At 66.6% G+C, this 17,145-nt stretch carries 14 protein-coding genes and 1 pseudogene; 5 read left to right on the top strand and 10 right to left on the bottom strand.

What is annotated here, in order from left to right:
• Positions 1–2 precede the first annotated feature (2 nt).
• Together AC5P66_RS01280 and AC5P66_RS01275 are read left to right on the top strand one after the other, a co-directional pair.
• Positions 3–959, top strand: coding sequence for a hypothetical protein (locus AC5P66_RS01280; RefSeq protein ID WP_053498523.1), 957 nt, complete (start codon positions 3–5; stop codon positions 957–959).
• On the top strand, positions 956–1,663 hold the full coding sequence (locus AC5P66_RS01275) for a hypothetical protein (RefSeq protein ID WP_111096422.1): 708 nt from the start codon (positions 956–958) through the stop codon (positions 1,661–1,663). The genes AC5P66_RS01280 and AC5P66_RS01275 overlap by 4 nt, the downstream gene beginning before the upstream one ends.
• Positions 1,664–1,754: 91 nt before the next feature.
• Here the strand turns inward: AC5P66_RS01275 and AC5P66_RS01270 are convergent.
• The 7 genes and pseudogenes from AC5P66_RS01270 to murJ all read right to left on the bottom strand — a co-directional run.
• A pseudogene (locus AC5P66_RS01270) lies at positions 1,755–1,997 on the bottom strand (lysoplasmalogenase family protein); the annotation flags it as partial.
• Positions 1,994–3,877, bottom strand: coding sequence for a M61 family metallopeptidase (locus tag AC5P66_RS01265; protein WP_049413759.1), 1,884 nt, complete (start codon positions 3,875–3,877; stop codon positions 1,994–1,996). The pseudogene AC5P66_RS01270 and the gene AC5P66_RS01265, both read right to left, overlap by 4 nt.
• A 144-nt stretch (positions 3,878–4,021) precedes the next feature.
• Positions 4,022–4,972 (bottom strand): 4-hydroxy-3-methylbut-2-enyl diphosphate reductase, encoded by a 951-nt coding sequence (gene ispH / locus AC5P66_RS01260; RefSeq protein ID WP_049439172.1) that lies wholly within the window; start codon positions 4,970–4,972, stop codon positions 4,022–4,024.
• A 27-nt stretch (positions 4,973–4,999) separates the two neighbouring features.
• The gene (lspA, locus tag AC5P66_RS01255; protein WP_049413756.1) at positions 5,000–5,524 is read right to left on the bottom strand and encodes a signal peptidase II; all 525 of its coding nucleotides are present in this window, start codon (positions 5,522–5,524) and stop codon (positions 5,000–5,002) included.
• Complete coding sequence (ileS, locus tag AC5P66_RS01250) at positions 5,524–8,355, bottom strand: isoleucine--tRNA ligase (RefSeq protein ID WP_100477742.1); 2,832 nt, start codon at positions 8,353–8,355, stop codon at positions 5,524–5,526. Before ileS ends, lspA begins: the two co-directional genes overlap by 1 nt.
• Positions 8,352–9,299 carry a bifunctional riboflavin kinase/FAD synthetase gene (locus tag AC5P66_RS01245; protein ID WP_100477741.1) on the bottom strand — a complete coding sequence of 316 codons (948 nt, stop codon included), beginning with the start codon at positions 9,297–9,299 and terminating at the stop codon, positions 8,352–8,354. The genes ileS and AC5P66_RS01245 overlap by 4 nt, the downstream gene beginning before the upstream one ends.
• A gap of 75 nt (positions 9,300–9,374) precedes the next feature.
• The gene (murJ, locus tag AC5P66_RS01240) at positions 9,375–10,979 is read right to left on the bottom strand and encodes a murein biosynthesis integral membrane protein MurJ (RefSeq protein ID WP_100477740.1); all 1,605 of its coding nucleotides are present in this window, start codon (positions 10,977–10,979) and stop codon (positions 9,375–9,377) included.
• A gap of 117 nt (positions 10,980–11,096) precedes the next feature.
• On the opposite strand from murJ, the gene rpsT reads away from it, so the two are divergent.
• On the top strand, positions 11,097–11,366 hold the full coding sequence (gene rpsT, locus AC5P66_RS01235; RefSeq protein ID WP_005408560.1) for a 30S ribosomal protein S20: 270 nt from the start codon (positions 11,097–11,099) through the stop codon (positions 11,364–11,366).
• Positions 11,367–11,565: 199 nt separating this feature from the next.
• On the opposite strand, the gene cgtA is transcribed toward rpsT, so the two are convergent.
• The 3 genes from cgtA to rplU form a co-directional block, all read right to left on the bottom strand.
• Positions 11,566–12,618 carry an Obg family GTPase CgtA gene (gene cgtA, locus AC5P66_RS01230; RefSeq protein ID WP_049413749.1) on the bottom strand — a complete coding sequence of 351 codons (1,053 nt, stop codon included), beginning with the start codon at positions 12,616–12,618 and terminating at the stop codon, positions 11,566–11,568.
• Between the two features lie 177 nt (positions 12,619–12,795).
• Positions 12,796–13,059, bottom strand: coding sequence for a 50S ribosomal protein L27 (gene rpmA / locus AC5P66_RS01225; protein WP_005415704.1), 264 nt, complete (start codon positions 13,057–13,059; stop codon positions 12,796–12,798).
• An 18-nt stretch (positions 13,060–13,077) separates the two neighbouring features.
• Complete coding sequence (gene rplU, locus AC5P66_RS01220; protein WP_005408557.1) at positions 13,078–13,386, bottom strand: 50S ribosomal protein L21; 309 nt, start codon at positions 13,384–13,386, stop codon at positions 13,078–13,080.
• Positions 13,387–13,725: 339 nt separating this feature from the next.
• Here rplU and uvrA point away from each other — a divergent pair, with 339 nt between their 5' ends.
• Together uvrA and AC5P66_RS01210 are read left to right on the top strand one after the other, a co-directional pair.
• On the top strand, positions 13,726–16,719 hold the full coding sequence (gene uvrA / locus AC5P66_RS01215; protein ID WP_495216047.1) for an excinuclease ABC subunit UvrA: 2,994 nt from the start codon (positions 13,726–13,728) through the stop codon (positions 16,717–16,719).
• The gene (locus AC5P66_RS01210; RefSeq protein ID WP_012479452.1) at positions 16,719–17,126 is read left to right on the top strand and encodes an acyl-CoA thioesterase; all 408 of its coding nucleotides are present in this window, start codon (positions 16,719–16,721) and stop codon (positions 17,124–17,126) included. The genes uvrA and AC5P66_RS01210 overlap by 1 nt, the downstream gene beginning before the upstream one ends.
• Positions 17,127–17,145 lie beyond the last annotated feature (19 nt).

Here is a 17,145-nt window from a genome sequence, read left to right as displayed (position 1 = left end):
CCATGAAGGCCTATCTCTGGTTCTGGGGCGCGTTCCTGCTGTTCTTCGCGTTGCCCTTCCCCTGCATCCTCTACTTCGGCACGTCGTGGCCGGTGCCACTGGCCGACCGCAGCGCGCCATGGCTGGCCCTGCTGCTGCTCGCGCTGTCGCTGATCCTGTGGCTGGCCCTGCTGCTCGCCTTCCTGCACTACCTGCTGCTTGGCCCGCCGCGTGCCCTGCACCGCGTGCGCTCGATCCTGGCCGACGGTGAAGCGCGCGACGCATTGATCGAACAGGCCGAGCAGACCGGCGTGCACGTGCGCGGCTTCGCGCAGTGGAAGCTGCAGCTGGGCTTCCAGAACCTGTCCGGCACGCCCATCAACGAACAGATGCTGGTGGTGGACAGCAAGCCGCAACTGCAGCGTTTCGTGGCCGGCAAGCGTATCGAGGTACGCCTGAGCCGCGAACCGGGCGCGTTCCCCAACGTGGTGCTGGAGGGCGCCCAGCCCGAACTGGATGTCGCCAGCCTCTGGCGCCGCGGCGCCGGCGCGGTCATCGGCATCGTCGTGGTTGCCAGCGCCTACGTGCTCGCCTATCGGCTGCAGAGCGAGGGCCTGGGCTGGACGTTCCTGTCCTTCGGCCACCCACTGCTGGTGTGCCCGCTGGTGTTGTGCGGCTACGCCCTGGGCCTGCGCGTCCTGGGGCGCCTGCTGCAGGCCGATGCACGCGGAGACGCGCTGAAGTACCGCGGCATCGGCGTGGATGCGAAGGTGCTGAAGCTGCGCCAGACCGGCACCTACCTCAACGAGCAGCCGCAGGTGGAGTTCCAGCTGGAGTACATCGACCGCGAAGGTGGCGTACAGCAGGTGAGCGTGCGTCGCTTCATCCCGTTGATCGAGCTGGCCAACCTTCCGCGCGAGCAGGTCACGCTGCTTTACGACCCGGAAGATCGCGGCAACGTTCGCCTGGAGGGTGTATGAAGCAGCCCCCCTCGACGCGACTGGTATTTTCGATGGTGCTGCTGTTGCTGGCCGGCGTCGCCGTTGCCGGCGGGGCACTGCAGACCCTTGCCGAAACGATGGGCCATTCGGTGCAGGATGACCGCGCAACCACGCCGAACACCGCGACTCCACCGCGCGAGAGGCCTGCTTCGCTCGCACCGATTCCCGAACCGCGGTCGATGCCGGTTCCCGAACGCAGCAACCGCTTGTTCGATGCGGACTACCTGCTGGCCGCCCGCCAGGCACTGGAACAGATGCCAGCCCTGGCCGGGCACCGGTTGACGGTGTTCCACAGCATCCACTTCTACGACGACGGCCGCATCAATCTGGACCTGGTCGATCCGCAGCAGCCGACTCACGTCGACAGCTACCACTTCGAACGCGGCCAGTGGCGCAAGGGCGATCCGGTCGATCCGCAGCGCTTCGCGCCCACCATCACCCTGCGCCGCAGCAGCACGGCGCTGGCCAACATCGATTTCGAGGCGGTGCCACGCGTCGCCCAGGCGCTCCAGGCGCAGCGCAACGCGTTGATGGCCACGCCGGGTGACGTCGGCCACGTCTATGTGATCGTGCGCAAGGGCGGCAAGCTGGTGTGGCTGCCGGACGAGGTCGCCGGCGATCGCCAGTCCGCCCGCCTCTCGTTCGACGCACAGGGCCGTTCCGGCAAGGCGAACCGACGATAGTCAACGCAAAAAGGGGACGGAGGGGATTAAGTCGCAGACCGCACCAAGGCACATACGACTTAATCCCCTCCGTCCCCTTTTTCTATTTCAACGCGTCCATCGGCAGCATCAGCGCGATGTCACCCACGCACGACAGCAGCATGCCGGCCAGCACCGCGCGCCGGTAGGACGGCTGCGCAGGATCACGCACCCGCCAGGCAATGGCCGCGATCAGCAACGTGGTCGCCGGCTTCGCCAGCCAATGCAGCCAGCGCCCGTCACCGGGCAGGAACGCGCCGATGATGGCGAGGATTGCCATCGACAGGATCACACCGTCGCCGGCGCGCTGTTTCATCGCCGCTTCCACAGCTCCGCCAGGCGGTCAGGCTTGCCGGCAATGCGCTCCAGCACCGGATACTGCAGGCCACCGTGGTAGTCGATGTTCATCGTGTCGATCCGATCGAACTGCTTCACCAGCAGCACGATCGGCGCCTTGTCCTTGGCCGCCGTCGCCACCGCGTCCTTCAAGCGCTGGCTGCTGTACTCGCGGCCGCCGACCGCGATCACCCTCATGCCGGGCGCCAGGCCGGCGTTGAACGCCGGGCTGTCCCAGATCACGTCGCCAACCGTACCGTTGTCGAGCACCGTCGCACCCAGCGAGTACGCCAGCAATGCGGCCTTGGCGCGCTTCTCCTGCGCCTTGTAGGCGTCGTTCGGGGTATCGCGGTAGACCAGCTTCCAGCCCGCCAGCTCCAGCCCCCCGGTCAACGCGCCGTGGCCGTCCAGGCGCCCGCGCAGGAACGTCGCCCAGTCGTAGGGCGCGATGCCGTTCAAGGTCGCCACCACGTCCTCGAAGGTATAGGGATTGACGTCCCAGTCACCGTTGCCGACGCCGAAGAACGCACGCGCGAAGTCATCCAGGCTGCGCCGGTTGCCGCTCAGTTCGCGCAGCTTGCCTTCCACTTCCAGCCACAGCATCTGGCCGCCGGAGTAGTAGTCTTCGCTCATCTGGTAGTTGCGGTACGGCAACGTGCGGCGCTGGGCGATGGTCGGGTCGTTGGTGGTGTCCTGCAACGGCCGCCACGCCAGGCCTGGGCGACCACGGTCATAGGTCGCGGCCACGTTGGCCAGCATGTCGCGTGCCTGCGCGACCGACCACAGCCCCGAGCGCGCCGCCAGCACCTGCCCCCAGAACTGGGTCTGGCCTTCGTACACCCACAGCAGGCTGTCGCCCATCGGCGTGTTGAAGTTGGCGGTGGCAAGATCCGCGCCGCGACGGTACTTGCCGTTCCAGGAATGGGTGTACTCATGCGGCAGCAGATCGCGCATCCAAGCGTTGCTGTCCCACTCGGTGAAGTAACCCGGTTCGGCGCTGTTCTCGCTGGAACGGTGGTGCTCCAGGCCGATGCCACCAAGACGGTCGGTCAACGCCAGCAGGAATTCATAGTGGTTGTAGTGACGCGCACCGTAGAGCTTGTCGGCCTGCTGCACCAGCGCGCGGTGCAGGGTGATCTGTGCCTCGCTCGGCTTCAGCGACTTGGCTTCGTCGGCAAACACATTGAGGTGCACCGGCACCTTCGCGCCCGGATCGAGATCGATGCGCTGGTAATGCTCGCCGGCAAACAGCGGCGAATCGACCAGGTGGTCATAGGAGATCGGCTTGAACACCACGGTGTCGCCGTCGTGGCGTGCGGTTTCCAGCGCAGTGGCGAACGACCAGCCCTTGGGCAGGGTCACGCTGGCCTGCGTCTGCAGCTGCCGTGCATCGATGCCGGCCGGATACAGCGAGTTGGCATTCCACTGCAGGTTGAGCATCTCCGGGGTCATCACCACACGCCCCTGGCTGCCACCCTGCGAGGACAGGAAATCGAAGTGGGCGACGATCTCGCTGACGCCCTCGGGCACGTCCACCTTGAACGCATAGACGTTGTACTGGTCGCGCTGCCAGGCCAGCGGCTTGCCGTTGGCGGTGATACGCAGGCCGGCCAGTTTGTCGATCGGGCCAGTGGGTGAATGGTTGCCGGGAATCCACTGCGGGTACAGCAGGGTCATCGGGCCGGGCTTGGCCGGCACGGTGGCAGTCACCTTGAAGATGCGCCGGGCCAGGTCACGCGCGTCTACATCGATGCGCAGCAGTCCTGGGGCTGCGGCATCACCCGATGGCGAGGCCTGCGCCAGCGCGGGCGTGGCGGCCAGCGCGAACAGCAACGACATCGCCAGGGCTCGGGTCTTCATCGGCAACTTCCAGCAGCGGAGAATCCTCCGATGCTAGGCCTGTGCGGTGCCCTGCCCCATGGCCAAAGGTCATGGGCGGTGCGCCCAGCAGTGCATGCCAAAGGTGTGCGAACCAAGGTTCGCACCCACCAGCGCCAGGCCCGGTCAGTCAACCAACCGCAGACGCAGTTCCTTCGGCAGCGCGAACACCATCGATTCCGGTTCGCCTTCCAGCTCGCCCACGCCGGTGGCACCCAGCTCGGCCAGGCGCGCCAGCACGCCATCGACCAGTACCTGCGGTGCCGAGGCGCCGGCGGTCACGCCGATGTGCTGCTTGCCCGCCACCCACGCCGGGTCGATCTCGTGCGCACCGTCGATCAGGTACGACTCCACGCCTTCGCGGCGGGCCAGTTCGCTCAGACGGTTGGAATTGGAGCTGTTCGGCGAGCCGACCACAAGCACCAAGTCGCAGCGCTTGGCCAGGTCGCGCACAGCGTCCTGGCGGTTCTGCGTGGCATAGCAGATGTCGTCGTTCTTCGGCCCCTGCATCGCCGGGAAACGCTCGCGCAGCGCATCGATGATGCCGCGCGTATCGTCCACCGACAGCGTGGTCTGGGTGGTGTAGGCGAAGTTTTCCGGCTGGTTGATCTGCAGCGTCGCGACCTGCTCGACATCCTCGACCAGGTAGATCTGGCCGGTACCGGCTTCGCGGTTCCACTGGCCCATGGTGCCTTCCACTTCCGGGTGACCGGCATGGCCGATCAGCACCACGTCACGGCCGGCACGGCAGTGGCGCGCGACTTCGAAGTGGACCTTGGTCACCAGCGGGCAGGTGGCATCGAACACCTTCAGGCCACGGCGCTCGGCTTCCTGGCGCACGGCCTGCGAGACGCCATGTGCGCTGAAGATCACCGTGTTGTTGTCCGGAACCTCGTCGAGTTCTTCGACGAAGATCGCGCCGCGCTGCTTCAGGTCGTCGACCACGAAGCGGTTGTGCACCACTTCATGGCGGACGTAGATGGGCGCGCCCAGCGTTTCGATCGCGCGCTTGACGATCTCGATCGCACGATCGACACCGGCACAGAAACCACGCGGGTTGGCGAGCAGCACATCCATCAGTTCAATCTCCCGGCAGCGGCCGGCTTACGGTTTCGGGTTGGCATTATCCGCCTTTTTGGCGGACTTGCCGTCGAACAGGCCAAACAGGGCGATGCCGATGGCACCCACCACGATGGCCGAATCGGCGATGTTGAACGAGGGCCAGGTGTAGCTGCCCACGTACCACTGGATGAAATCGACCACGTGGCCGTGCACCTGGCGGTCGATCACATTGCCGATGGCGCCACCGATGATCAGTGCATACGGCACCGCGGCCTTCCAGTTGCCACGGGCGGTGCCGCGCAGCCACCAGGCCATCAGCCCGCTGATGGCGATCGCCAGTGCAGTGAAGAAGTACTTCTGCCAGCCACCGGCGTCGCTCAGGAAACTGAATGCCGCGCCGGTGTTGTAGGTGCGGTACCAGTTCCAGAAGCCGTCGATGACCACCACCGGCTGGAACTCCGGCAGGCTCGACAGCACCCAGGCCTTGGACCACTGGTCCAGGCCGATGACGGCCGCCGACAGCAGCAGCCAGACCAGGGCGTTCGGATGCGGACGGGGCGCGGCCATCAGAACCAGCTCCGCACTTCGCCGGCGCCGGTCACGTTGCTCACGCAGCGGCCGCACAGTTCCGGGTGGTCGGCGTTGCTGCCGACGTCGGCGCGGTGGTGCCAGCAGCGCACGCACTTGGCCTTGCTGGTCGGCTGGGCGCTGACGAACACCTCGTCGGTGGTCGCCGGGCGCACCTGCACGTCGCCACTGATGAACAGGAAACGCAGTTCATCGGCCAGCGGCTGCCAGCGCGCGGCCTGCTCCTCGCTGGCGGCGATGGTGATCTCCGCTTCCAGCGCGGCACCGATCGCACCGTTGGCACGCATCGGTTCGAGCACCTTGGCCACCTGTTCGCGCACGGCCAGCAGCTGGTCGAAGTCGGCGGCGTTGAGCTGGGCATCAGCCGGCAGCGGCGCCAGGCCGTCGTACCAGGTGGTGAACAGCACGTGGCCGGCGCGTTCGCCCGGCAGGTAGCCCCACAGCTCGTCGGCAGTGAAGGTCAGGATCGGCGCCACCCAGCGGGTGAACGCCTCGGCAATGTGGTACATCGCGCTCTGCGCCGAACGGCGACCGTGTGAATCGGTCGGCATCGTGTACAGGCGGTCCTTGGTCACGTCCAGGTACAGCGAGCCCAGGTCCACGCTGCAGAAGTTCAGCAGCAGCTGCACGATCTCGGCCATGTTGTAGCCGTCGTAGGCTGCCTTGATCTTCTCCTGCAGCTCCCACGCGCGATGCACGATCCAGCGGTCCAGCGCGACCATCTGCTCGAGCGGCTGCAGGTGCAGCGCCGGGTCGAAACCGTCCAGGTTGCCGAGCAGGAAGCGCGCGGTGTTGCGCAGGCGGCGGTAGGCGTCGGCGTTGCGCTTGAGGATCTCCTGCGACAGCGACATCTCGTTGCTGTAGTCGGCCGAGGCGATCCACAGGCGCAGGATGTCCGCGCCCAGCTTGTTCATGATGTCCTGCGGCTCGATGCCGTTGCCCAGCGACTTGGACATCTTGCGGCCATGCTCGTCCACGGTGAAACCATGGGTGAGGCACTGCTTGTACGGGGCGCGCTTGTCGATCGCCACGCCGGTCAGCAGCGAGGACTGGAACCAGCCACGATGCTGGTCGGAGCCTTCCAGGTACAGGTCGGCCGGCTTGCCGAAACCACGCGCGGCGAGCACGCCTTCATGGGTCACCCCCGAGTCGAACCAGACGTCGAGGATGTCGGTGACCTTCTCGTAGTCGGCCGCTTCGGCGCCGAGCAGCTCGGCGGCGTCCAGCGAGTACCACACATCGATGCCCTCGGCTTCGACGCGGTCGGCAACCTGCTGCATCAGCTCCACCGAGCGCGGGTGGATCTCGCCGGTCTGGCGATGGGTGAACAGTGCGATCGGCACGCCCCAGGTGCGCTGGCGCGAGATGGTCCAGTCCGGGCGACCGTCGACCATGCTCTGGATGCGCGCCTTGCCCCAGGTCGGGAACCAGCCGACAGTGTCGATCGCGGCCAGCGCATCGCTGCGCAGGTTGGCCTTGTCCATCGAGATGAACCACTGCGGGGTGGCGCGGAACACCACTGGCGTCTTGTGGCGCCAGCAGTGCGGGTAGCTGTGGCGGATCGGGTGGAACGCCAGCAGCGAACCGTTGTCGCGCAGCACGCCGACGATGGCCTCCTGCGCCTTCCACAGGTGCTGGCCGGCCAGCACCACCTCGCCGGCCGGCGGGGTCGATTCCAGGTACACGCCACGGCCGTCGATCGGGGTCACCTGCCCGGCGTTGTACTTGTCCAGCAGGCCGTACTTCTGGCTGACCACGAAGTCTTCCTGGCCGTGACCAGGGGCGGTGTGCACCGCACCGGTACCGTCCTCATCGGAGACGTGGTCGCCGTTGAGCACCAGGATCTCGCGGTCCGGGTAGAACGGGTGCGCCAGCAGCTGGTTCTCCAGCGCCGCGCCGGTGGTTTCACCGTGCAGCACCACGTTCTCGACGCCATAGCGCTGCAGCGCGCGCTCTGCCAGCGCGGCGGCCAGTACCAGCCAACGGCGCTTGCCGTTGTGGGCCGGGCCCTCGGCCAGCACGTAGTTGATCTCCGCACCCAGCGACACCGCCAGCGAGGCCGGCAGCGTCCACGGCGTGGTGGTCCAGATCGGCACCGCCACTTCCACGTCGGCCGGCACGCTCACGCCGAACGCCTGGCCGATGGCCTGCGCGTCACGCGCGGCGTAGGCGACGTCGATCGCCGGCGATTCCTTTTCCTGGTACTCGATCTCGGCCTCGGCCAGCGCCGAGCCACAGTCGAAGCACCAGTACACCGGCTTGGCGCCACGCACCAGGTGTCCGTTGGCCACGACCTTGGACAGCGCACGGATCTCGTTGGCTTCGAAGTCGAAGCTCAGGGTCTTGTACGGGTTGTCCCAGTCACCGGTCACGCCCAGGCGCTTGAAGTCCACGCGCTGGATGTTGATCTGCTCTTCGGCGAACTCGCGGCACTTCTGGCGGAATTCGACGGCGTCGAGCTTGGTGCCGACCTTGCCCCACTTCTTCTCGACCGCGATCTCGATCGGCAGGCCATGGCAGTCCCAGCCCGGCACATAGGGCGCATCGAAGCCGGCCAGGTAGCGCGACTTGACGATGATGTCCTTCAGGATCTTGTTGACCGCGTGGCCCAGGTGGATGCGGCCGTTGGCGTATGGCGGGCCGTCATGCAGCACGAACAGCGGACGGCCGGCGGCGTTGTCGCGCAGCTGCTGGTAGAGCCCCTGCGCTTCCCACCGCGCCAGAATGCCCGGCTCGCGCTTGGGCAGGTCGCCGCGCATCGGGAATTCGGTGGCTGGCAGGTTCAGGGTGGTCTTGTAGTCCTGGCTCACGCAGTAGCTCGCAATCTATGTTCGGAAAGGATGGCGCGCGCCTGTTCGGCGTCGCGGTGCATCTGGTCGGTCAGCGCCGCCAGATCATTGAATTTCTCTTCGTCGCGCAGCTTGGTGACGAACTCCACGTCGATGTGGCGACCGTACAGATCGCCCTGGAAATCGAACAGGTGGGCTTCCAGCAGCGGCTCCACGCCCTCCACCGTCGGCCGGGTGCCGAAGCTGGACACCGACGGCCACGGCTGGTCGAACACACCATGCACCCAGGTTGCGTAGATGCCCGACAGCGCCGGGGTCTTCGGGAAGCGCAGGTTGGCGGTGGGGAAGCCCAGCGTACGGCCAAGCTGGCGACCGCGCACCACCCGGCCGCTGATCGCGTAGGGGCGGCCGAGCAGGTCGTTGGCGCGGGCAAAATCGCCGTCCTGCAGTAGCTGGCGGATGCGGGTGCTGGAAATGCGCTCGCCATGCAGGTCGACCGCTTCGATCTCGCCGGCGCTGAAGCCCAGCTCGGCGCCCATCTGCTGCAGAAGGGCCAGATCGCCGCGGCGGCGGTTGCCGAAGCAGAACTCCGGCCCGATCCACACCTCGCGCGCGCTCAGGCGCTGCACCAGCAACTGGTGCACGAAGGCCTCGGCCGGCATCGCCGCCATCGCCGCGTCGAAACGCAGCAGACCGATCGCATCGACGCCGAGCTCGCGCAGGATCTCGACCTTGCTGCGCGCCAGGGTCAGCCGCGGCGGCGGCGTGCCCTGGGAAAAGAATTCACGCGGCAGCGGCTCGAACGCCACGGCCACTGCGGCCACGCCCAAGGCGCGCGCGCGGGCGACCGCGTGGCGGACCAGCGCACGATGGCCCAGGTGGAGGCCGTCGAATGCACCGATACAGACCACGCTTCCGTTGGGGAACAGCTCCCCGCCCTCGACGCTTCTGAACAGCCTGCTCATCAACTCTCGTTCCGGCCCGACCGGGGCCGCCGCTTCAATGGTGTAACCCTGAAGTATAGCCGTCACTGGCCGCGATCAATGCCCACGCAGGTCGCGTGGGCGGAAGCCCATCGCCAGCATGGCCACTGCGTAGGTCGCGCCGCCGCCGCCGACCAGCAACGCCAGGGCACCGATCCGCTCCCACACGTTCATCGCCGGGAAGCCCGGCAGCCAGTGCAGCAGGGCCAGCAGCACGCCAACCATCGCCGCGCAGGCCAACAGCAGGCGCAGCAGATAGCCGCCCCAGCCCGGCCGGCGCTGGTAGACGTCGGTCTTGCCGAGCCAGTACCAGAGCAGGCCCAGGTTCAGGTAACTGGACAGCGCGCTGGCGATGCCCAGTGCCAGGTGCAGGCCCGGCTGCTTGCCGATGGCCGCCATCACGCCCTGCGCCTTCAGCTCGTCGGGCACCATCACCTGGTACAGCACGGCCAGCAGGGCGAAGTTGAACACCATGTTGGCCACCAGTGCCGCCACACCGGCGCGCACCGGGGTCTTGGTGTCCTGGCGGGCGTAGAAGGCCGGCAGCACCACCTTCAGCAGGGCGAATGCCGGAAGGCCGAAGCTCAGGCCGTACACCGACAGCGCGGTCATGCGGGTGTCGAAGGCGCTGAACTGGCCGTGCTGGAAGATGGTCGCGATCAGCGGCTCGGCCAGCAGCAGCAGGCCCAGCATGGCCGGCACCGAGATCAGCAGGGTCATGCGCAGGCCCCAGTCCAGCGAGCGCGAGAAGCCTTCGCGGTCGGTGCTGACGTGGTGACGGGCCAGCGCCGGCAGGATCACCGTGCCCAGCGCCACGCCGAACACGCCCAGCGGCAGCTCGAGGAAGCGGTCGGCCAGCGACAGCCAGGACTGCGAGCCATCGGTCAGCTTGGCCGCGATGACGGTGTCCAGCAGCAGGTTGATCTGCGCCACCGAGGAGCCGAACAGGGTCGGCACCATCAGCGTCATCACCTTGCGCACGCCCGGATGGCGCCAGCCCCAGCGCGGCAGGGTCAGCAGGTTGATGCCCTTCAGCGAGGGCAGCTGGAACAGCAGCTGCAGGATGCCGGCCGCCAGCACCGCCCAGCCCAGCGCCAGGATCTGCTTTTCCGGCGTGCCGCCCAGCCGCGGCGCCAGCCATAGCGCGCCGGCGATCATGCACAGGTTGAGAATGACCGGGGTCAGCGCTGGCATCGCGAAGCGCTGGAAGCTGTTCAGCGCACCGCCGGCCAGTGCGGTCAGCGAGACGAACAGCAGGAACGGGAAGGTCAGGCGGAACAGGTCGACCAGCAGGCCCTGCTTGACCGGGTCGGTATCAACGCCACTGGAGAAGACCGAGGCCAGCTGCGGCGCGAAGATCAGGGCCAGTGCGGTGACCAGCATCAGCACCCCGCCCAGGGTGCCGGCGGTGCGGGCCATCAGTTCGCGCAGCTCGGCATGGCTGCGGGTTTCCTTCACTTCCGTGAACACCGGCACGAAAGCGGTGGCAAAAGACCCTTCGGCGAACAACCGGCGCAGGAAATTGGGTACCCTGAAGGCGACCCAGAAAGCATCAGTGATGGCGTTGGTGCCGAACGTGGTGGTCACCACGAAGTCCCGGACAAGTCCGAGAACGCGCGAGACCATGGTCATGCTGCTGAACGACAGCAGGCCCCGCAACAACTTGGGTGAACTCACTCAGCGTCCCTCTTGACAATCGACTTGACGTGCATTTCTTACGCCATCATACTAGCTAGCTTGCTGTTCCCATAACACCGATTTTTTCAGGAAACCACCACCGTGGCCAATATCAAGTCCGCCAAGAAGCGCGCCAAGCAGACCGTCGTGCGCAACGCGCGCAACGTGGCTCAGCGCTCGATGCTGCGCACCGCTGTCAAGAAAGTGATCAAGGCGCTGGACGCCAACGATGCCGCCGGCGCCGAAGCCGCCTTCGCCGTTGCCCAGCCGATCCTGGATCGCTTCAGCGCGCGTGGCCTGATCCACAAGAACAAGGCTGCTCGCCACAAGAGCCGCCTGAACGACCGCATCAAGGCCCTCAAGGCCGCCTGATCCGGCGTTGCCGCCCTGCCCTCCGGGGTTGGGCTGCAGACAAAAGCCCGGCCTCGGCCGGGTTTTTTGTTGCCTGCGATCCGGTAGTGCCGGCCGCTGGCCGGCGGTTCACCGGATTGCCGGCCAGCGGCCGGCACTACCAAGCAAAAACCCGGCCGAAGCCGGGTTTTTATCAACGCCAGTCGACCAGCGGTCGACTCTACTGCGCGTCGCGGGCTTCCTGCTCTTCTTCCTTCTGGCGATCGAAGAAGGCCATGATCCGGCTCATGATCGGGAAGGTGCCCTCGCGACCCAGTGCGGAGACCAGGAACCACGGCTCCTTCCAGCCCAACTCGGCAACGATCTGCTCGGCCGCGGCCTGCGCCTCGTCTTCGAACATCAGGTCAGCCTTGTTCAGCACCAGCCAGCGCGGCTTTTTAAGCAGTTCCGGATCGTGCTTCTCCAGCTCGCGCTCGATCGCACGCACCTGCTCCACCGGCGAGATGCCGTCCACGCCACCTTCCATCGGCGAGATGTCCACCAGGTGCAGCAGCAGGCGGGTGCGCTGCAGGTGGCGCAGGAACTGCGCGCCCAGGCCGGCACCATCGGCCGCGCCTTCGATCAGGCCCGGAATGTCGGCGATCACGAAGCTGCGGTAGTTCTCCACCTTCACCACGCCCAGGTTCGGGTACAGCGTGGTGAACGGGTAATCAGCCACCTTCGGCGTCGCCGCCGAAACGGCGCGGATCAGGGTGCTCTTGCCGGCGTTGGGGAAGCCCAGCAGGCCGACATCGGCCAGCAGCTTCAGCTCCAGCTTCAGCGTGCGCTCCTCGCCCGGCTCGCCCGGCAACGCCTGGCGCGGCGAGCGGTTGGTCGAGCTCTTGAAGTGCATGTTGCCCAGGCCGCCACGACCGCCCTTGGCCACCAGCAGGCGATCGCCGTGCTGGGTCAGGTCGCCGATGACTTCATCGGTGGCCACGTTGATCACCACGGTACCGACCGGCACGGTGATGGTCAGGTCTTCGCCACCCTTGCCATAGGCCTGGCGGCCCATGCCGTTCTCGCCGCGCTGCGCCTTGAAGATGCGGTCATGGCGGAAGTCGACCAGGGTGTTCAGGTTTTCATCGGCGCGGATATACACGCTGCCGCCCGCACCGCCGTCGCCGCCGTCCGGGCCGCCGAGCGGAATGAACTTCTCGCGACGGAAGCCAATGCAGCCGTTGCCGCCGTTGCCGGCGAACACTTCGATTTCTGCTTCGTCTACCAGTTTCATTGTTTCGATGCCTGCGATGGGCGTGGCCTGCCGGCCGCCGCCTTGAATGTTATGCCTGCCGATGGCCGGCAGCCCGGCCTGGCCGGTCTTGCGTCCACTCTAACGAAAAGCCCCGCCGAAGCGGGGCTCTTCATGCAGCACTCCCATGCCGGGGCACGGGTGCCGGCGATGCCTGGATCAGGCGTCGGCCGAGACGATGCTGACGGTGCGACGCTTCTTGGCGCCCTTGACCGAGAACTCCACCTTGCCGTCCACGAGGGCGAACAGGGTGTGGTCACGGCCCAGGCCAACGCCCGAACCCGGGTGGAACTGGGTGCCGCGCTGACGCACGATGATGTTGCCGGCTTCGATGGCCTGGCCGCCGAAGATCTTGACGCCCAGGTACTTCGGGTTGGAGTCGCGACCGTTGCGCGAGGAGCCTACGCCCTTTTTATGTGCCATGACTGCTTCTCCTGATGCTTAGCCGGCGATGCCGGTGATCTCGATTTCGGTGTAGTACTGACGGTGACCCTGACGCTTCATGTGGTGCTTGCGGCGACGGAACTTGATGATCCGGACCTTGTCAGCACGACCCTGGGACAGGACCTTGGCGGTGACGGCAGCGCCCTTCAGCGCATCGCCCAGCTTCACGCCGTCGCTGTCACCCAGCATCAGGATGTTGTCAAACTTGATCTCGCTGCCGACTTCGACTTCGAGCTTTTCAATGCGGAGCTTTTCGCCCTGCGCCACGCGGTATTGCTTACCGCCGGTGACCAGTACTGCGTACATGACCAGGCCTTCCTCTGTAGTTATTGTGGTCTGAGCTGCCGCCATCGAGGGCGGACAGGAGCGGGATTGTACGCAGATCATCGGGCGCGGGTCAAGTCAACCCCTGGACGGCCTGGAGGCCGGGCCCTGCCGGGCCGCGCCATGCCCGGCTGAACGGGCCGGGGTCCAGGCAGCCGAGCATGGCTCGGCTCTACACAAAGCTGTCGGCCTGTCTCACAAGGTGAGACACCGGGCTGGCATTGTGGCCCATTGCCCCCATCTGGTCACCTCGGTAGGCTGACCGATTGCCGTTCCCTGCTGGCCCGGCACCCAGCCAACGCCCCCACAACCGGATCCCCCATGGCGATGGATTTCATCCGCATCCGCGGCGCGCGGACGCACAACCTGAAGAACCTCGACCTCGACCTGCCCCGCGACAAGCTGATCGTGATCACCGGCCTGTCCGGCTCGGGCAAGTCCTCGCTGGCGTTCGACACCATCTATGCAGAAGGCCAGCGCCGCTACGTCGAGTCGCTGTCGGCCTATGCGCGCCAGTTCCTGAGCGTGATGGAAAAGCCGGACCTGGACCACATCGAAGGCCTGTCCCCGGCGATCTCGATCGAGCAGAAGTCGACCTCGCACAACCCGCGCTCGACGGTCGGCACGATCACCGAGATCTACGACTACCTGCGCCTGCTGTACGCCCGCGTCGGCACCCCGCGCTGCCCGGACCACGGCTATCCCCTGGAAGCGCAGACGGTCAGCCAGATGGTCGACCAGGTGCTGACCCTGGACCCGGAACAGCGCTACATGCTGTTGGCCCCGGTCATCCGCGACCGCAAGGGCGAGCATGCGCAGGTATTCGACCAGCTGCGTGCGCAGGGTTTCGTGCGCGTGCGCGTGGACGGCGAGCTGCATGAAATCGATGCGGTGCCGCCACTGGCGCTGCGCCAGAAGCACACCATCGAGGCGGTGATCGACCGCTTCCGCCCGCGCGAGGACATCAAGCAGCGCCTGGCCGAGAGCTTCGAGACCGCGCTGAAGCTGGGCGACGGCATGGCCTCGGTACAGAGCCTGGACAACACGGAATCCGCGCCGACCCTGTTCTCCTCCAAATACTCCTGCCCGGTCTGCGATTACTCGCTGCCGGAACTGGAGCCGCGCCTGTTCTCGTTCAACGCACCGATGGGCGCCTGCCCCGGCTGCGATGGCCTGGGCATGGCCGAGTTCTTCGATCCTTCGCGCGTGGTGGTGCACCCCGAGCTGTCGCTGGCCGCCGGCGCGGTGCGCGGCTGGGACCGCCGCAATGCCTACTACTTCCAGCTGATCGCCTCGCTGGCCAAGCACTACCGGTTCGACGTCGACGCGGCCTGGAACTCGCTGCCGGACAAGGTGCAGCAGGCCGTGCTGTACGGCAGCGGCGACGAAGCAATCACCTTCACCTACTTCACCGAAGCCGGTGGCCGCACCCAGCGCAAGCATCGCTTCGAGGGCATCATTCCCAACCTCGAGCGCCGCTACAAGGAAACCGAATCGCCGGCGGTGCGCGAAGAGCTGTCCAAGTACATCAGCGAACAGCCCTGCCCGGAATGCCATGGCGCGCGCCTGAACAAGGCCGCACGCAATGTGTTCGTGGCCGACCGCCCGCTGCCGGAGCTGGTGGTGCTGCCGATCGACGAGGCGCTGAAGTTCTTCAGCGAGCTGAGCCTGCCGGGCTGGCGTGGCGAGATTGCCGCGAAGATCGTCAAGGAAATCGGCGAACGCCTCGGCTTCCTCGTCGATGTCGGCCTGGATTACCTGACCCTGGAACGCAAGGCCGACACGCTGTCCGGTGGCGAGGCGCAGCGCATCCGCCTGGCCAGCCAGATCGGCGCCGGCCTGGTCGGCGTGATGTACGTGCTCGACGAACCGTCGATCGGCCTGCACCAGCGCGACAACGAACGCCTGCTGGGCACCCTCACCCGCCTGCGCGACCTCGGCAACACGGTGATCGTGGTCGAGCATGACGAGGACGCGATCCGCCTGGCCGACTACGTGCTGGACATCGGCCCGGGCGCGGGCGTGCATGGCGGCGAGATCGTCGGCCAGGGCACCCTGCAGGACATCCTGGAGGCACCGCGCTCGCTGACCGGCCAGTACCTGTCGGGCAAGCGCGCGATCGAGATCCCGGCGCGCCGGCACAAGCCGAACCCGAAGATGACCCTGCACCTGCGTGGGGCCAGCGGCAACAACCTCAAGGGCGTGGACCTGGCGATTCCGTCGGGCCTGCTGACCTGCGTGACCGGTGTGTCCGGCTCCGGCAAGTCGACCCTGATCAACGACACCCTGTTCTCGCTGGCCGCCAACGAGATCAACGGTTCCTCGCACCCGATCGCCCCGTACAGGGAGATCGATGGCCTGGACCTGTTCGACAAGGTGGTGGACATCGACCAGTCGCCGATCGGCCGCACCCCGCGTTCGAACCCGGCCACCTACACCGGCCTGTTCACTCCCCTGCGCGAACTGTTCGCACAGGTGCCGGAAGCGCGCGCGCGCGGCTACTCACCGGGCCGCTTCAGCTTCAACGTGCGCGGTGGCCGCTGCGAGGCCTGCCAGGGCGATGGCCTGATCAAGGTCGAGATGCACTTCCTGCCGGACGTATACGTGCCGTGCGATGTCTGTCACGGCAAGCGCTACAACCGCGAGACGCTGGAGATCCTGTACAAGGGCTTCAACATCAACGACGTGCTGGAAATGACCGTCGAGGATGCGCTGAAGCTGTTCGAGCCGGTGCCGTCGATCGCACGCAAGCTGGAAACACTGGTCGACGTCGGCCTGAGCTACATCAAGCTGGGCCAGAGCGCGACCACGCTGTCCGGTGGTGAAGCACAGCGCGTGAAGCTGTCCAAGGAGCTGTCGCGCCGCGATACCGGCCGCACCCTGTACATCCTCGACGAGCCGACCACCGGCCTGCACTTCCACGACATCGAAGCGCTGCTGGGCGTGCTGCACAAGCTGCGCGACGAAGGCAACACGGTGGTGGTGATCGAGCACAACCTGGACGTGATCAAGACCGCCGACTGGATCGTCGATCTGGGTCCGGAGGGTGGCCACCGCGGCGGCACCATCCTGGTCACCGGCACGCCGGAAGACGTGGCGGCCTGCCCGCAGTCGTACACCGGCCAGTTCCTGGCCCGCATGCTGCCGTCCACCAGCGCGCGCCCCGAGCAGCCGGCCGCCGTGGCCAACAAGCCCGATGCGCGTCCGCCGCGCAAGGTGAAGCCCGAGAAGCCGGCCAAGGTGGCGAAGAAGGCCGTGGCCGCCAAGAGCACCGGCAAGGCCAGCAAGAGCATGACGAAGAAGAAGGACGCCTGATGAGCAGCGAACACAAGATCCTGGCCCGCATCCCGATCAGCGTGCGCTGGCGTGACATGGACAGCATGGGCCACGTCAACAACGCCAAGTACATTTCCTACCTGGAGGAAGCGCGCGTGCGCTGGATGCTGGGCGTGGACGGCGTGTCGATGACCGACCGCATCGCCCCGGTGGTGGCCGCGACCAACGTCAACTACCGGCTGCCGATCGTGTGGCCCAACGACATCGTGGTCGAATTGTTCGTCGAGCGCCTGGGCAACAGCAGCGTGACCATCGGCCACCGCATCGTCGACCAGCAGGACGACTCGAAGCTGTATTCCGACGGCAACGTGGTGGTGGTCTGGATGGATACGCAGACCGGCAGGAGCGCGCCGCTGCCGGAGGCGATCCGCAGCGCTTCCACCTGAAGGTAGTGCCGGCCGCTGG

The organism is Stenotrophomonas sp. YJH_SMC_122, from assembly GCF_059369535.1.
Note: the sequence above shows the minus strand (reverse complement) of the source record. Positions and strands in the feature narration are given on the sequence as shown.

Excerpts from the sequence above, each read along its gene's own strand:
- AC5P66_RS01245 (WP_100477741.1), bottom strand. The coding sequence starts at position 9,299 with ATGAGCAGGCTGTTCAGAAGCGTCGAGGGCGGGGAGCTGTTCCCCAAC.
- AC5P66_RS01280 (WP_053498523.1), top strand. The coding sequence starts at position 3 with ATGAAGGCCTATCTCTGGTTCTGGGGCGCGTTCCTGCTGTTCTTCGCG.
- rpmA (WP_005415704.1), bottom strand. The coding sequence starts at position 13,059 with ATGGCACATAAAAAGGGCGTAGGCTCCTCGCGCAACGGTCGCGACTCC.
- AC5P66_RS01275 (WP_111096422.1), top strand. The coding sequence starts at position 956 with ATGAAGCAGCCCCCCTCGACGCGACTGGTATTTTCGATGGTGCTGCTG.
- lspA (WP_049413756.1), bottom strand. The coding sequence starts at position 5,524 with ATGGCCGCGCCCCGTCCGCATCCGAACGCCCTGGTCTGGCTGCTGCTG.
- ispH (WP_049439172.1), bottom strand. The coding sequence starts at position 4,972 with ATGGATGTGCTGCTCGCCAACCCGCGTGGTTTCTGTGCCGGTGTCGAT.
- AC5P66_RS01265 (WP_049413759.1), bottom strand. The coding sequence starts at position 3,877 with ATGAAGACCCGAGCCCTGGCGATGTCGTTGCTGTTCGCGCTGGCCGCC.
- rplU (WP_005408557.1), bottom strand. The coding sequence starts at position 13,386 with ATGTACGCAGTACTGGTCACCGGCGGTAAGCAATACCGCGTGGCGCAG.
- uvrA (WP_495216047.1), top strand. The coding sequence starts at position 13,726 with ATGGCGATGGATTTCATCCGCATCCGCGGCGCGCGGACGCACAACCTG.
- AC5P66_RS01210 (WP_012479452.1), top strand. The coding sequence starts at position 16,719 with ATGAGCAGCGAACACAAGATCCTGGCCCGCATCCCGATCAGCGTGCGC.
- cgtA (WP_049413749.1), bottom strand. The coding sequence starts at position 12,618 with ATGAAACTGGTAGACGAAGCAGAAATCGAAGTGTTCGCCGGCAACGGC.